The 15,142-nt window shown below is 71.9% G+C and carries 12 protein-coding genes; 8 read left to right on the forward strand and 4 right to left on the reverse strand.

Annotation, left to right across the window (positions count from 1 at the left end):
* Positions 1-89 precede the first annotated feature (89 nt).
* The 4 genes from Actob_RS08255 (at position 90) to proC (ending at position 4,849) form a co-directional block, all read left to right on the forward strand.
* Positions 90-1,577, forward strand: coding sequence for a DHA2 family efflux MFS transporter permease subunit (locus Actob_RS08255; protein ID WP_284919468.1), 1,488 nt, complete (start codon positions 90-92; stop codon positions 1,575-1,577).
* Positions 1,578-2,517: 940 nt separating this feature from the next.
* Positions 2,518-2,814 (forward strand): hypothetical protein, encoded by a 297-nt coding sequence (locus tag Actob_RS08260; protein ID WP_284919469.1) that lies wholly within the window; start codon positions 2,518-2,520, stop codon positions 2,812-2,814.
* Positions 2,815-2,952: 138 nt separating this feature from the next.
* Positions 2,953-3,981: a 6-phosphofructokinase gene (locus Actob_RS08265; protein ID WP_185040251.1), complete on the forward strand. Its 1,029-nt coding sequence runs from the start codon at positions 2,953-2,955 to the stop codon at positions 3,979-3,981.
* Between the two features lie 61 nt (positions 3,982-4,042).
* A complete protein-coding gene (gene proC / locus Actob_RS08270; protein WP_284919470.1) occupies positions 4,043-4,849 on the forward strand; it encodes a pyrroline-5-carboxylate reductase in 807 nt (268 codons plus the stop codon).
* A gap of 768 nt (positions 4,850-5,617) precedes the next feature.
* Here the strand turns inward: proC and Actob_RS08275 are convergent.
* On the reverse strand, positions 5,618-6,295 hold the full coding sequence (locus tag Actob_RS08275) for a DUF429 domain-containing protein (protein WP_284919471.1): 678 nt from the start codon (positions 6,293-6,295) through the stop codon (positions 5,618-5,620).
* Between the two features lie 285 nt (positions 6,296-6,580).
* Between Actob_RS08275 and Actob_RS08280 the strand changes: the two genes are divergently transcribed.
* The 3 genes from Actob_RS08280 (at position 6,581) to Actob_RS08290 (ending at position 10,548) form a co-directional block, all read left to right on the forward strand.
* Entirely contained in the window at positions 6,581-8,080 is a 1,500-nt protein-coding gene (locus Actob_RS08280; RefSeq protein ID WP_284919472.1) for a glycosyl hydrolase family 18 protein, read from the forward strand.
* Between the two features lie 64 nt (positions 8,081-8,144).
* Positions 8,145-9,536, forward strand: a complete 1,392-nt coding sequence (locus Actob_RS08285; RefSeq protein ID WP_284919473.1) for a class II 3-deoxy-7-phosphoheptulonate synthase — start codon at positions 8,145-8,147, stop codon at positions 9,534-9,536.
* Positions 9,529-10,548, forward strand: a complete 1,020-nt coding sequence (locus tag Actob_RS08290; protein ID WP_284919474.1) for a threonine aldolase family protein — start codon at positions 9,529-9,531, stop codon at positions 10,546-10,548. Before Actob_RS08285 ends, Actob_RS08290 begins: the two co-directional genes overlap by 8 nt.
* Here Actob_RS08290 and Actob_RS08295 read toward each other — a convergent pair.
* Positions 10,529-11,236: a CTP synthase C-terminal region-related (seleno)protein gene (locus Actob_RS08295; RefSeq protein WP_284919475.1), complete on the reverse strand. Its 708-nt coding sequence runs from the start codon at positions 11,234-11,236 to the stop codon at positions 10,529-10,531. The genes Actob_RS08290 and Actob_RS08295 overlap by 20 nt on opposite strands.
* 72 nt (positions 11,237-11,308) lie before the next feature.
* Here Actob_RS08295 and Actob_RS08300 point away from each other — a divergent pair, with 72 nt between their 5' ends.
* On the forward strand, positions 11,309-12,181 hold the full coding sequence (locus Actob_RS08300; protein WP_284919476.1) for a LysR family transcriptional regulator: 873 nt from the start codon (positions 11,309-11,311) through the stop codon (positions 12,179-12,181).
* Positions 12,182-12,251: 70 nt separating this feature from the next.
* Here Actob_RS08300 and Actob_RS08305 read toward each other — a convergent pair whose 3' ends face one another.
* Both Actob_RS08305 and pknB read right to left on the reverse strand, forming a co-directional pair.
* Positions 12,252-13,115, reverse strand: a complete 864-nt coding sequence (locus Actob_RS08305; protein WP_284919477.1) for a deoxyribonuclease IV — start codon at positions 13,113-13,115, stop codon at positions 12,252-12,254.
* Positions 13,106-15,103, reverse strand: coding sequence for a Stk1 family PASTA domain-containing Ser/Thr kinase (gene pknB / locus Actob_RS08310; protein WP_284919478.1), 1,998 nt, complete (start codon positions 15,101-15,103; stop codon positions 13,106-13,108). The genes Actob_RS08305 and pknB overlap by 10 nt, the downstream gene beginning before the upstream one ends.
* Positions 15,104-15,142: the final 39 nt, after the last annotated feature.

Genomic DNA, 15,142 nt, shown 5'->3' on the forward strand with positions numbered 1-15,142 from the left:
AAGCCTACAACTAAGCGGAGGGAGTTCCTCAACTTCCGGTGCTAGCCTGCCGAAGTGGAGGATGTACCTCAACTTTTTGAAAGGGCATGATGAGCACCCTTCTTGATCGACCACGGGACGCCGGACGTGAGGCGCCGGCCGACACCGGCCGCTGGTGGGCGCTGGTGGTGCTCGCGCTCGCCCAGCTGATGGTGGTGCTGGACGCCACGATCGTGAACATCGCGTTGCCCACCGCGCAGGCCGACATCGGCTTCTCGGACGCCGACCGCCAGTGGGTGGTCACCGGTTACGCGCTCGCCTTCGGCAGCCTGCTGCTGCTCGGCGGCCGGCTCTCCGACTTCTTCGGCCGCAAGCGGATGTTCCTGATCGGCCTGATCGGTTTCGCCCTGGCGTCCGCGCTCGGCGGCGCCGCCGGCAGCCTGGAGATGCTGATCGTCGCCCGGGCGCTGCAGGGCGCGTTCGGCGCGGCGCTGGCCCCGGCCGCGCTGTCGCTGCTCTCCACCACCTTCACCGAGCCGGCCGAGCGGGGCAAGGCGTTCGGCATCTTCGGCGCCATCTCCGGCGCCGGCGGCGGCATCGGCCTGCTGCTCGGCGGCGTGCTCACCGAGTACGCCTCGTGGCGCTGGTGCCTCTACGTCAACCTGGTGATCGCCGCGCTCGCCGTCCTCGGCGCCGTCGTCAAGCTGAAGGACGAGCCGGTCGCCGCGCACGGCAAGATCGACGTGCCGGGCACCGTCGCCGCCGTGATCGGCCTGGTCGGCCTGGTCTACGGCCTCGGCAAGGCGGAGACGGACGGCTGGACCGCTGGCTGGACGCTCGGCCCGATCGCCGTCGGCGTGCTGGCGCTGATCGCCTTCGTGCTGATCGAGCGCCGGGTGGCGCACCCGCTGCTGCCGCTGCGCGTCGTCCTCGACCGCAACCGGGGTGGCTCCTACGCCTCGATCGCGATCGCCGGCGCCGGCATGTTCGGCATCTTCCTGTTCCTCACCTACTTCCTGACCGCGGTGCTGGGCTTCACCCCGGTCAAGACCGGGCTGGCGTTCCTGCCGATGCTCGGCTCGGTGATGCTCACCGCCACCACGGCCGGCTCGCTCCTGGCCCCCCGGATCGGCCCGCGCCCGCTGGTCCCGGTCGGCGCCCTGATCGCCGCCGGCGGCATGGTCTTCCTGACCCGCCTCCAGCTCGACTCGACCTACGCCGCCGGAGTCCTGCCCGGCCTGATCGTCATCGGTCTCGGCCTCGGCCTGGTCTTCGCGCCCACGCAGAACGCCGCCACCTCGGGCGTCGAGCACCACGACGCCGGCGTCGCCTCCGCGATGATCAACACGGTCCAGCAGATCGGCGGCTCGATCGGCACCGCGCTGCTCAGCTCGTTCGCCGCCACCGCGGCCAGCGACTACCTGGCGGGCAAGAAGCAGACCCCGGAGCTGGTGGCGCGGGCCGCGCTGGAGAGCTACCACACGGTGTTCTGGTGGTCGGCCGGCTTCTTCGTCCTGGCGGCGCTGGTCGCGGCGGTCCTGTTCCGCACCGGGCCGCTGGACGTCGACCCGGACGCCCCGCCTGCGATGGCGCACTGACCTCTTCCGGATAGCTCGTGCTGCAGCCAGTCGGCCCTGTGCCGGCTGGCTGTCGCCGTTCCCGCCGCAGCACGCTCCGCCCGTCGTCCGTCGTCCGTCGTCCGTCGCCCGCCGCCGCCGCCCCTGTCGCCCATCGCCCGCCGTAGTCGATCACTGGTTGCCGGCCGCTGGTCGCCCCCGCTCGCTCGCCGGTCGCCGCTCGCCCGCCGGTCGCCGGTCGCCGGTCGCCGCTCGCCGCTCGCTCGCTGGTCGTCGGTCGGTGGCTGGTTGCGGTCCGGTCGCCGGGCCGCTGGTTGTCGGTCGCCGCCCGGCGGTCGCGGTCAGTGGCTGGTCACGGTCTGGTCGCCAGGCCACGGAGTCAGTGGTCGCTGTCGCGGCCGCCGGTCGCGGCCGTGGGATGGCACTGGTCAATGCGGGCATGCGGGTGGTCGCGGTCCGCCGTCACCCCGCGATCGCGGTCCGATTCTTCCGGTACGTCCGCAGCCCCAGCCCCACCGTCGCCCCGGCTGGTCCTGATGGTGGTGTCCGGGCGTGGGAAAGGGTGCTGACGGCCAGCCGGCGACCCGGGGCTGGTCGTGGTGGTGGTGTCCGGGCGTGGGTGAGGGTGCTGACGGCCAGCCCGCGTACCGGGGCTGGTCGTGGTGGTGGTGTCCGGGCGTAGGTGAGGGTGCTGACGACCAGCCCGCGTACCGGGGCTGGTCGTGGTGGTGGTGTCCGGGCCCGGGAAAGGGTGCTGAGGACCAGCCGGGGGTGGCGCGCGGTCAGAGGGTGAGGCCGTGGCCGTACCGGAAGAGGGGTTTCTCGGTGTCGTTCGGGACGTCCTCGCGGGACGCCTCGACGGCGGCGATCGACGACGGGATCTCGGGCCGGCATCGGCTACCTCGCCCCGGCCTCGTTCGCCGCGCTGCTGGAAAAATCCGGCCCGCCCACCGAGGAGCGGTTGCTCGTGCTCGCGGCCGGCGGGCACGGGCCGGCTCAGCGGGCGCTGCTGGACGCCGGTCGCCTGATCGGGCGGCGGGTGGCTGTCGCGTGCGACGTGCTGAACCCGGCGGTGGTGGTCGGCGGCCGGTTCGCCGAGCCGGGGCCGCACGTCACCGACGGTGTCCGGGAGGCGCTGCTGCGGCACTGCGCGCCGAGCGCCGCGGCGGGTTTGCGGGTGGTTCCCGCCCAGCTCGGCGCGGAAGCCGAGGCCCTGGGCGCCGTCGATTCGTTGCTGTCAGTGGGAAGGGGCGCGTAAAGCGGCCCGGCGGGCGGAGACTAGAGTTTGGTCGCGGCTCGCCCCGGGCCGGCAACGCTGCCGACGAGAACGCTCCCGGGGATTCTCACGGGCTATCCGCATCTCGCTACCCGTTTCAGGGGAAGGACGAGGAGAATCATGCGTATCGGCGTGCTCACCGGTGGCGGCGACTGCCCCGGTCTCAACGCGGTCATCCGTGCCGTGGTCCGCAAGGGCGTGACCGCTTACGGCCACGAGTTCGTCGGGTTCCGCGACGGTTGGAAGGGCCCGCTGGAGGGCCTGACGAAGCCGCTCGGCATCGCGGAGGTCCGCGGCATCCTGCCGCGCGGCGGCACGATCCTGGGCTCCTCGCGCACCAACCCGTTCAAGATCGAGGGCGGCGTCGAGAAGATCAAGGCGAACCTGGCCGAGCAGGGTGTCGACGCGCTGGTCGCGATCGGCGGCGAGGACACCCTCGGCGTCGCGACCAAGCTGCACGACCTCGGCGTCAACGTCGTCGGCGTACCGAAGACGATCGACAACGACCTCAACGCGACCGACTTCACCTTCGGTTTCGACACCGCTGTGAACATCGCGATGGAGGCCATCGACCGGCTGCACACCACCGCCGAGTCGCACCACCGCACCCTGGTCGTCGAGGTCATGGGCCGGCACGCCGGCTGGATCGCGCTGCACGCCGGTCTCGCCGGTGGCGCCAACGTCATCCTGCTGCCGGAGCGCAAGTTCGACGTCGAGCAGGTCGCGACGTACGTGACCAAGCGCTTCCAGGTCGAGTACGCGCCGATCGTGGTCGTCGCCGAGGGCGCCCAGCCGCTCGACGGCCAGATGGTCCTGCACAACCAGGAGCTGGACAGCTTCGGCCACGTCCGCCTCGGCGGCATCGGCCAGTGGCTGGCCGAGCAGCTGGAGGAGAAGACCGGCAAGGAGGCCCGGACGGTCGTCCTCGGTCACATCCAGCGCGGTGGCACCCCGACCGCGTTCGACCGGGTGCTCTCCACCCGCTTCGGCCTGCAGGCGATCGACGCCGTGCACGAGGGCGACTTCGGCAAGATGATGGCGCTGCGCGGCACCGACATCGTCCGGGTCCCGCTGATCGAGGGCACCGGCGAGCTGAAGACCGTCCCGCTGTCGCGTTACGAAGAGGCCGAGGTCTTCTTCGGTAACTGACATGCTGTGATGAATGCCGGGGACGTTCCTGTCCCCGGCATTTCTCGTTGAATGGAGCCCGATGCACACCGTCGCCATCCTCGGCACCGGCAAGATGGGCGAGCTGGTCCTCGCCGGCCTGCTCCGATCCGGCTGGCCGGCCGACCGGCTGCTGATCACCGCCCGGCGCCCGGAGCGCGGCGCCGAGCTCGCCGCGAAATACGGCGTCACGGTGGTCACCAACGCCGAGGCGGTCGAGCGCGCCGAGATCCTGGCGATCGGGGTCAAGCCGCAGGACGCCGGCACCCTGCTCGACGAGGTCGGCCCGAAGGTCCCGGCCGGCAAGCTCGTCGTCTCGCTCTGCGCCGGCCTGCCCACCGGTTTCTTCGCCGCCCGGCTGCCCGAGGGCACCCCGGTGGTCCGCGTGATGACCAACACCCCGGCGCTGGTCGACCAGGCGATGACCGCGATCTCCGCGGGCCCGCACGCCAACGGCGAGCACCTGGCCATCGCCGAGGAGATGTTCAAGCCGCTCGGCGTCACGCTCCGCGTCCCCGAGTCCCAGCAGGACGCTGTCACCGCGCTCTCCGGTTCCGGCCCGGCCTACTTCTACCTGCTGGTCGAGGCCATGATCGACGCCGGCATCCTGCTCGGCCTGCCCCGCCAGGTCGCCCACGAGCTGATCGTCCAGACCGCCATCGGCTCCGCCGTGATGCTCCGCGACTCCGGCGAACACCCGGTCAAACTCCGCGAAGCGGTCACCTCCCCGGCCGGCACCACCATCTCCGCCATCCGCGAACTGGAGAAACACGGCGTCCGCGCGGCCCTGCTGGCCGCCCTGGAGGCAGCCCGCGACCGCGCCCGCGAAATCGCCACCCAGTCCGTCTGATCACTTCCGGCAGGCGCCGGTTCCGACCGCTCATGCTCCGGTACGACTCGTAGCCCCGTGGCAATCGGCCCGCGAGGCCCGGCCCCCGCACGACCGCGGCGCGTGTCGTGCGGGTCCGCCGGACCGCACGGTCAGATCCCCGGCCCGTTGCCGGGTCATCAAGATCGGCCGAACCGCCGGGCCGGCCCAGGCGGCCCTATCGATCCCGAATGAGCTCGTGCCGATCCGGCCCCGTGCAGTCCCCGCCCGCCCAGGGGAGGCCATCCCATCAGACAGTGTGGCGCGAAAACGCGGTCGCACGCGGCGGGGCTGTGGACAAGGCGCTGGTGTGGATTTCCTTCCGAGGGAGATCGCTGTGCCCGAGAGAGATCGCTATGCCCGGTAGCAGGTCTGGCTAGGTCCGCCTCGTCCCGGACCGTCGTCTCGCCTGCCGGGAGATCCTCGGCCACTGCGTCGGCCGGCCGTTGCGGTCCGCGGTTGGCCGCGGCCGGGATGTCAGTGCGGTCTGCGGTTGGTTGTGGCCGGCATGTCAGTGCGGCCTGCGGTTGGTCGCGGTCGGCACGTCAGCGCGGTCCGCGGTTGGTCGCGGTCGGCACGCCTGGCCAGAGAGGAGTGCCCGAGCGGGCTGAGGGCCGGAGCGCTGCTGGCCCGCTGCGGCAGGGACTGCGGGAAGGCGAGCTGTGAAGGAGAGCGCTGGAGTGCGCGGCGGGCCGGGGTCGTGCACCGGGTGGCCACGGGACGGTGCTCCGGGCGTACCGAAAGCGGGTCTCAATACCAGATGGCGATCTTGGAACCGTTGTCCTCCTCGGGCGGGGAGGGATGGGAGAGGGCGGTGCGGGTGGCGACGCGGTGGGCGGTCCAGGCCACGGCGGCGGCGTCGAGGATGTCGTCCGGCGGGGCCTGACCGGCCGGGCCCAACTGGTCGGGGAGCACGATGCCGTGCCGGGCCAGCAGCTCGCGGCGGCGGGCCTGGCCGCTCCAGGTCTTCTTGGCGAACGGCAGTGGCTCGCCGGCCATGGTCCGGAAGGACACCTCCGGGTGCGCCTCGAAGAGCAGGCCCGGGTGGCGTTCCCAGAGCGCGTTCGCCTCGAGCAGCTTGGGGCGCAGCGCCCAGGACTGGCGACTCAGGCCGGCGCCGGTCAGCTCGCGGCAGAGCCGGTTGGCGGCGGCGAAGTCCGGCTCCATCCAGACCGCGCGCGGCGGCACCCGGAAGACGCTGCCGCGGCGCGGGCCGAGCTGGTCGGCGGCGAGCGTGTCGGCGGTGCGCCAGCGGTCCGCGAGCATGCCCAGCGGGATGTCGACGCCGATCACCGCGGCGCCGGAGCTGCCCGCGACGATCTCGTAGAGGGTGGAGGCGAGCACCGCGCGGCCGAACGCGCCGTCGCGCAGCTCCACACCGACCCAGCCGAGCGCGTAGGCGTCGACGCCGATCACGTGAATGCTCATCGGCCGCCACGGGTGGGGCAGGCCGCATCGACCACCGGCGCTACCGAACCGCGGTAACGGTCCAAATCGGTCGCGCCCTCGGTGCGGGCGTCAATGTCGACGTCGGAGATGGTCATGACGAAAGCCTACGCGGTGTAGCCGCATGAATGCACGCCGTGTTCATCCCTTGATCTCCGTTAAAGCGACCTTAAAGGTGTTCACCTGGCTTGACTGTTGTTAATCAATGTGACTACCGTCTCCTCAACTTCCCTTCTGGAAAGTTTCCTAATTATTGAGGAGACCCCCGTGGGCAAAACCCTCCGTCGGTCGCTGCTCGCCGGCGCGGTGGTGATCGGTGCTTCGGCGTCGGTCCCGCTCGTGTCCGCTAACGCCGCGGTCGCGTGTGCCCCCGCCTGGTCTGCCAGCGCGACCTATGTCAAGGACAACGTCGCCTCGCAGAGCGGGCACAACTACACCGCCAAGTGGTGGACGCAGAACGAGTCCCCGGCCACCCACGCCGGTTCCTGGGACGTCTGGATCGACAACGGCGTGTGTGGCGGTACCACCACCCCGCCGACCACGACGCCGCCGGCGACCACCCCGCCCGCCACCACCCCGCCGGCGACCACCCCGCCCGCCACGACGCCGCCGGCCACCACGCCGCCGGCCACCACCGCTCCCCCCGGAACCAGTGGGAAGAACGTCGTCGGCTACTTCGCCGAGTGGGGCGTCTACGGCCGCAACTACCACGTCAAGAACCTGGTGACCTCGGGCTCCGCCGCCAAGCTGACGCACATCCTGTACGCGTTCGGCAACACCACCGGCGGCCAGTGCTCGATCGGTGACTCGTACGCCGACTACGACCGCGCCTACTCCGCGGCCGAGAGCGTCGACGGTGTGGCCGACACCTGGGACACCGGCGCGCTGCGCGGCTCGTTCAACCAGCTGCGCAAGCTCAAGAAGGCGTACCCGAACATCAAGGTGATCTGGTCGTTCGGCGGCTGGACCTGGTCCGGTGGCTTCACCCAGGCCGCCGCGAACCCGGCCGCGTTCGCCGACTCCTGCTACAACCTGGTCAAGGACTCCCGCTGGGCCGACGTCTTCGACGGCATCGACGTGGACTGGGAGTACCCGAACGCCTGTGGCCTGCAGTGTGACGCGTCCGGCCCGGACTCCTACAACAAGGTGATCTCGGCGCTGCGCACCAAGTTCGGCTCGAGCTTCCTGATCACCTCGGCGATCTCCGCCGACGGTTCGCAGGGCGGCAAGCTGGACGTGGCCGACTACGCCTCCGGCATCGCGAAGCTGAACCTGGTCTTCCCGATGACCTACGACTACTTCGGCGCGTTCAACGCCAAGGGCCCGACCGCCCCGCACTCGCCGCTGACGTCGTACACCGGCATCCCGCAGGCCGGGTTCTACTCGGACGCCGCGATCCAGAAGCTGAAGAGCAAGGGCGTCCCGGCCAGCAAGATCCTGCTCGGCATCGGCTTCTACGGCCGCGGCTGGACCGGGGTCACCCAGGCCGCTCCGGGCGGGGCCGCGACCGGCGCCGCTCCGGGCACCTACGAGGCGGGCATCGAGGACTACAAGGTCCTCAAGTCCAGCTGCCCGGCGAACGGCACGGTGGCCGGCACCGCGTACGCCTACTGCGGCACCAACTGGTGGAGCTACGACACCCCGTCGACGATCGCCGGCAAGATGACCTACGTGAAGAACCAGGGTCTCGGCGGCGCCTTCTTCTGGGAGTTCTCCGGCGACACCAGCAACGGTGAGCTGATCACCTCGATCAAGAACAACCTCTGATCAAGGGTTGAAATAGGGGGCACCGGGTCCAGACCCGGTGCCCCCGCTTTCGTAGGCTCTACCCATGCGCCGAGAGTGGCACCAGCTCAGTCACCCGGGAGTCGCGACCTCCCGGCCGTCCACCGACTCCGCCGAGGACGAGGCCCTGGGCCTCGACCGCTGGCGAGCCCTGCCCCGGGTGCAGATGCCGCCGTGGCCGGACATGGACGAGGTCGCCTCGGTCTGCAAGGTCCTGGAGAACGTGCCGTCCATCGTCGCGCCCTACGAGGTGGACCAGCTGCGGACCAAGCTCGCCGACGTGTGCGAGGGCCGGGCGTTCCTGCTGCAGGGCGGCGACTGCGCGGAGACCTTCGCCGACAACACCGAGAGCCACCTGCTGGCGAACGCGCGGACGCTGCTGCAGATGGCGGTGGTGCTGACGTACGGCGCCTCGATGCCGGTGGTCAAGGTCGCCCGGGTGGCCGGGCAGTACACCAAGCCACGGTCGTCGCTGACCGACTCGCTGGGGCTGCCGGCGTACCGGGGCGACATGATCAACTCGCTGGACAAGGACGAGTCGGCCCGCGTCGCCGATCCGCAGCGGATGATCCGGGCGTACGCGAACTCCGCCGCCGCGATGAACATGCTGCGCGCCTACCTGGCCGGCGGTCTCGCCGACCTGCACGGGCTGCACGACTGGAACAAGGACTTCGTCAGGGCCTCGCCGGCCGGCGAGCGCTACGAGGCGATCGCCCGGGAGATCGACCGCGCGCTGGACTTCATCCGTGCCTGCGGGATGACCGACAGCGAGGCGCTGCGGACGGTCAGCCTGTACTGCTCGCACGAGGCGCTGGCGCTGGAGTACGACCGGGCGCTGACCCGGGTCTCCGGCGACAAGGCGTACGGGCTGTCCGGCCACTTCCTCTGGATCGGCGAGCGCACCCGGCAGCTGGACCACGCGCACATCGACTTCATCAGCCGGATCGCCAACCCGATCGGCGTCAAGCTGGGCCCGTCCACCAGCCCGGAGACCGCCATCGAGCTGTGCGAGAAACTCAACCCGGAGAACATCCCGGGCCGGCTCACGCTGATCAGCCGGATGGGCAACGGCAAGGTGCGCGACGCGCTGCCGCCGATCGTGGAGAAGGTGCACGCCACCGGTGCCAAGGTGGTCTGGCAGTGCGACCCGATGCACGGCAACACCCACGAGTCGAGCAACGGTTACAAGACCCGGCACTTCGACCGGATCGTCGACGAGGTGCTCGGCTACTTCGAGGTGCACCGCGGCCTCGGCACCCACCCGGGCGGCATCCACATCGAGCTGACCGGTGAGGACGTCACCGAGTGCCTGGGCGGCGCGCAGGGCATCGAGGACCTCGACCTGCCGGACCGCTACGAGACCGCCTGCGACCCGCGCCTGAACACCCAGCAGAGCCTGGAGCTGGCCTTCCTGGTCGCGGAGATGCTCCGTGGTTGATCTGCGCTCGGACACCGTGACCCGGCCCACCCCGGGGATGCGGGAGGCGATGGCGGCCGCCGTGGTGGGCGACGACGTGTTCGGCGACGACCCCACCGTCAACGCCCTCGAGCAGCACGTCGCCCAGCTCTTCGGGCACGAGGCGGCGCTCTTCTGCCCGTCCGGCACGATGGCCAACCAGATCGCCCTGCAACTGGTCGTCCCGCCCGGCGGTGAGCTGCTGGCCGGGGCGGACGCCCACGTGGTGACGTACGAGCTGGGCGCCGCGGCGCTGCTCGGCGGCATCTCCACCCGCACCTGGCCGGCCACCGGCGCCGCGCTGAACGTGGACCGGATCGCCGCCATGATCCGCCCGGCCGGCTTCCCGTCGGTGCCGACCGCGGCGATCGCCGTCGAGCAGACCCACAACCTCGGCGGCGGCGGGGCCATCCCGCTCGCCACGCTGCGCGACCTGCGCGCGGTCGCCGACGCCCACCGGGTCGCGCTGCACTGCGACGGCGCCCGGATCTGGCACGCGCACGTCGCCGACGGGGTGCCGCTGGCCAGTTACGGCGCTCTGTTCGACACCCTCTCGGTGTGCCTGTCCAAGGGGCTCGGCGCGCCCGTCGGCTCGCTCGTGGTGGGCAGCCGGGAGCGCATCGCCCGGGCCCGGGTGATCCGCAAACGGATGGGCGGCGGCATGCGGCAGGTCGGCATCCTGGCCGCCGCCGGCCGGTACGCGCTGGACCACCACGTCGAGCGGCTCGCCGAGGACCACGCCCGGGCCCGCCGGCTCGCCGAGGGGCTGGCCCCGCTCGGCGTGGTCGACCCGGACCGGGTGCGGACCAACCTGGTCCCGCTGGACCTCACCAAGGCCCCGCTGGACGCCCCCGAGCTGGCCACCGAGGCGGCCCGGCGCGGCGTGCTGATCGCCGCGATGCTGCCCAAACTGGCCCGCCTGGTGGTCCACCTGGACGTCGACGACGCCGGCATCGACGAGGCCGTCTCGGTCCTCAGCGTGCTGCTGGCGTGACCTGCGCGGCGCGCCCGGCGGCGGCCCTGGCGAAACCCCGGATCAGCGGGTGCGGGGCGTCGCCGGACAGCTCCGGCTGAAAGAGCGTGGCCAGATAGAACGGGTGGCCGGGCAGCTCGGCCACCCGTACCTCGCCGCTCTCGTCGTGGCCGGTGAAGCGCATCCCGTGCGCGGTCAGCAGTTCCAGGTGGTCCGGGGACAGGCCGTAGGAGCAGTGGTAGCGCTCGACCGTCCGGGTGGTGCCCAGCAGCCGCTCCGCCAGTGAGCCGGCGGTCAGCTCGACGGCCGCCTCGTGCCCGGCCAGCGAGCAGGCCAGCTCGACGATCAACTGGTCCGGCCCGTCCTCGTTCTCGGCGTGCCGGGCCGTGCCGAAGCCGCAGACGTCCCGGGCGAACTCCAGCATGGCGTGCTGGAAACCGCCGCAGGTGCCGAGGAACGGGATGCCCTCGACCCGGGCGGTGCGGGCCGCCGCGACGCCGCCGGCCTCACTGCGGTACGGGCTGCCGGGCAGCAACCACACCCCGGCGAACCCGCTCAGCGCCGCCGGATCCGCGGCGTCCGGCGTCGGCACCCAGTAGGCGTCCAGGTCCAGGCCCTCGCTCTCGCGCAGGGCGTCGATGATCGTGGGAATGCGGCGGTGCGCGCGAACCGTCGGGGAACGGTCGCCGACCAGGGCGATCGGAATCATGCCTCCATCCTCGGCCGCCACCCGAGATCACGTCCAACGATCGCTGCTGCATCCGGCATTAGGGTTCCTGATGTGGACCCGCACCTGCTGCGCACCTTCGTCACGGTCGCCGAGACCGGTTCGTTCTCCGCCACCGCCGAGCGCCTGCGCTACACCCAGTCGGCGGTCTCCCAGCAGATCGCCGCGCTGGAGGCGGACCTGGGCACGCCCCTGCTGACCCGGCGTCCGGTCGGCCTCACCGGGGCCGGCGAGCGGTTGCTGCGGCACGCCAGGATTCTTTTGGTACGCCTGGAAGCCGCCCGTGCCGACGTCACCCGCGCCACCGCCCCGCCCGGCCGGCTCGCCCTCGGTCTCACCCCGCTGGCCTGGTCCGCGCCGGTGGCCGCCGCCCTGGCCGGGATCCGCGCCGAGTCGGTCCGGCTGCGCACCCGGGTGATGGTCGCCGGCCTGGACCGGGTCGTCACCGGCACCGCCACCGGCGCGCTCGACCTGGGCCTGGTGGACGGCTTCACCGCGCCCAGCGACCCGTTGCGGCTGCCCGAGCCCGGCGACCCGCGCGCGCTCCGGGTGATCGAGAGCCCGGCGGTGGTGGCGGTGCCGGTCGGCCACCCGCTCGCCCGGCGCGCCTCGGTGGAGCTGGCCGACCTGGCCGACGCGTACTGGATCGACGCCCCGCTGGTGTCCCCGCTGCACCGGCTGCCGGTGGACGGGCTGCGGGCCGGGCTGCACTACGACGGCGCCGAGGTGACGGTGCTGACCGGACTGGTCGCGGCCGGGCACGGCCTGGCGGTGCTGCCGGCTCCGCTGATAGCCGGCAGTACCGTCCTGGCCCCCGTTGCGATCGCCGTCCCGCGCCTGGTGCACCGGGTCGAGCTGCTGCGCGCCCCGGCCACCGCGGCCCCCGATGATCCGGCGACTCGCCTGTCCGCCCTGCTGACGGCGTGACCCGGTCAGTCTGTCCCGGCCGCCGGGCGGCGGGCCGGCCAACGCCCGAGGGTGGCACGAATCCGGGAAGTCAGCCCGTCCGCAGGCCCTTGAGCAGGGCGATGTCGGCCGCGTGACCCTCGTGCTCGACGGTCGGGGTCTCCACGATGATCGGCACCCCGGCGGTGGCCGGGTGCCGGAGCAGCTCGGCGAACGGCGCCGCGCCGATCTTGCCCTGGCCGATCGTCTCGTGCCGGTCGCGGGTCGAGCCGCAGTCGTCCTTGGAGTCGTTCGCGTGGATCAGCTGCAACCGGCCCGGGCCGGCCGCGGCGACCAGGGCGTCCAGGGTCTCGGTCATCCCACCCGGGACGACCAGGTCGTGCCCGGCCGCCCAGGCGTGGCAGGTGTCGAAGCAGACGCCCAGCCACGGATGTCCCTCGACGGCGGCCAGGTACGCCTCCAGGTCCTGCACCTTCGACGCCAGGCTGCGGCCGCCGCCGGCGCTCGGCTCGACCAGCAGCCGGGGGAGACCCTCGGCGGCGGCCGTGTCCAGCAGCGGCAGCAACTGCTCGTGCAACTGGTGCATGGCCTTCTCGGCGTGCGCCTCGTCGACCGAGCTGCCGGCGTGGTAGACCACCGCCGTCGCGCCGATCGCCTGGCCGCGGCGCAGCGCGTGCTCCAGCGTGGCGATCGAGCGCTCCACCGTCAGCTCGGTCGGTGAGCCCAGGTTGACCAGCAGCGACGCGTGGATGTACGCGGGCAGCCCGCGCTCCCCGATGCCGTCGCGGAACAGCACGTCCTGTTTCGGGTCACCGGCCGGGAGCGCCCAGCCACGGGAGTTGGAGACGTACACCTGAAGTGTTTCCGAGCCCGCGGCGTCGACGTAGGGCAGGGCGGCCTTGGCCAGCCCTCCCGACGTCTTCGTGTGCGACCCGATCCGGCGGTCTAGAAGCACTGAATCTGCACCGTACTCTGCGGGGGGATCTGGGAGTTGGGCGCCGGGGCCTGGACCAGGACGGTGCCGTTCGGGTTGAGCCCGCCGATCTGCACGACCAGGCCCATCCCCTCCAGCGTGCCCTTCGCCTCCTGGCACGGGTGGCGGTTGACGTCGGGCATGGTGAGCAGCGGCGGGCCGTTGCTCACGTCGAGGGTGACCTCGGTGTTCTTCTCCACCCCGGTGCCGGGTTTCGGCGTCTGGGCGAGCACCTGGTCCTTCGGCTGGTCGCTGTCCTTGTGCCGCTCGACCATCTGCAGCCCGTTCTGCGCGAGCTTGGCGCGGGCGTCGTTGATGTTCATCCCGACCACGTTCGGCACGGTGATCGGCGCGCGGCCCCTGCTCAGGATGACGGTGACCGTCTCGCCGGGCTTCAGCTCGGTACCCACCTTGGGCGACGTGGTGATCACCACGCCCTCCGGGATGGTGTCGCTGTACTGGCCCTTGCCCTCCTGGTACTTGAGCTTGAGCTCCTCCAGCGAGCCCTTGGCCGCTGCCGCCTCCTGCCCGATGATGTCGGGCACCGCGTGCACCTCGGGGCCGAGGGAGAGGATCAGGGTGAGCGTGTCGCCCTTGACCACCCGCTCGTCAGGTCCCGGGTTCTGGCTGATCACCGAGTCCTTGGGCACGGTGCTGCTGTACTGCCCGGGCTCGGCGAACAGCACGCCGAAGCCGGCCTTGTCGGCCACCTCCTGGGCCTGCGCCCGGGGCAGGTTCACCACGTTCGGCGCGTCGGTGTACCGGCCCAGGGTCAGCCACCAGGTGCTGCCCAGCACGACCAGGGCGATCACCGCGATCAGCGAGAACAGGGGGATCCGGCGGCGGTCGGCGAAGAAGCCCTCGCCGTGCGGGTCGGGCGCGGACCGGCGGTGCGGCGCGGTGCTCCGGCCGCCCTGCTCGGGCAGCCGGGCCCAGGACGGGCGCTGGCCGCCGGGCGGGCCGTAGCCACCGGGCACCGGCGGGACCAGGGCGGTGGCGTCGGCGGCCGGCACGGTCGGCACGATGGTGGTGGCGTCCGCGACCCCGGGACGGCCCGGGACCTGGCGCAGCATCGCGGTCTCCACATGCAGCGTGCCCAGGCTGTCGCGAACCGCCTGGACCTCGGTGAGCAGCCGGCCGGCGTCGGTCGGTCGCTCGGCCGGGTTGCGCCGGGTGGCCCGGGCGACCAGCTCGTCGAGCGCCCGCGGCAGGCCGGGGACCAGCGTCGACGGGGCCGGTACGTCGTTGTCCACGTGCTGCCAGGCGACCTCGACCGGCTCGGCGCCGTCGTAGGGCACCCGGCCGGTGAGCATCTCGAAGAGCACGATGCCGGCCGAGTAGACGTCGGTGCGGGCGTCGGCCTGGCCGCTCTGCACCAGCTCCGGCGCGACGTAGGCCACCGTCGCCATCAGCTGGCCGGACTCGTCCACAGTGCTCGCCTCGATGGCCCGCGCCAGACCGAAGTCGGCGACCTTGACCACGGCGTCCACCAGGTCGGCGGTGCCGCCGCTGGGCGCCTCGGCGACCAGCACGTTCTCCGGTTTGACGTCGCGGTGCACCAGGCCGGCGCGGTGCGCGGCGGCGACCGCGGCGAGCATCTGCTCCAGGATCGCCAGCGACTCGACAGGGCTCAGCTTGCCCCGCTGGGCCAGCAGGTCACGCAGGGTCTTGCCCTGCACGAACTCCATCACCAGGTAGGGCAGACCCTGGTGGCGCCCCTGGTCGTAGACGGCCACGACGTTGGGGTGGGTGAGCCGCGCGATCGTCTTCGCCTCGTCGGTGAACCGGTCGACGAAGTGCACGTTCGTGGCCTGGGACGGGTGGATGATTTTGAGCGCTACGGTGCGCGCGAGCCGCTCGTCGGTGGCCCGGTACACGGTCGCCATGCCACCACGGGCGACGCGACCGGTGATCCGGTAGCGCCCGTCAATCGTTGTGCCGATCAACGTATCGGCGACTGTGGTGTCCATCGGCGTGAAGTGTATGTGTCTTTCCGGTGGGGGTGACCC

Source organism: Actinoplanes oblitus (assembly GCF_030252345.1).
In the GTDB taxonomy this organism is placed as follows: Bacteria; Actinomycetota; Actinomycetes; order Mycobacteriales; family Micromonosporaceae; genus Actinoplanes; species Actinoplanes oblitus.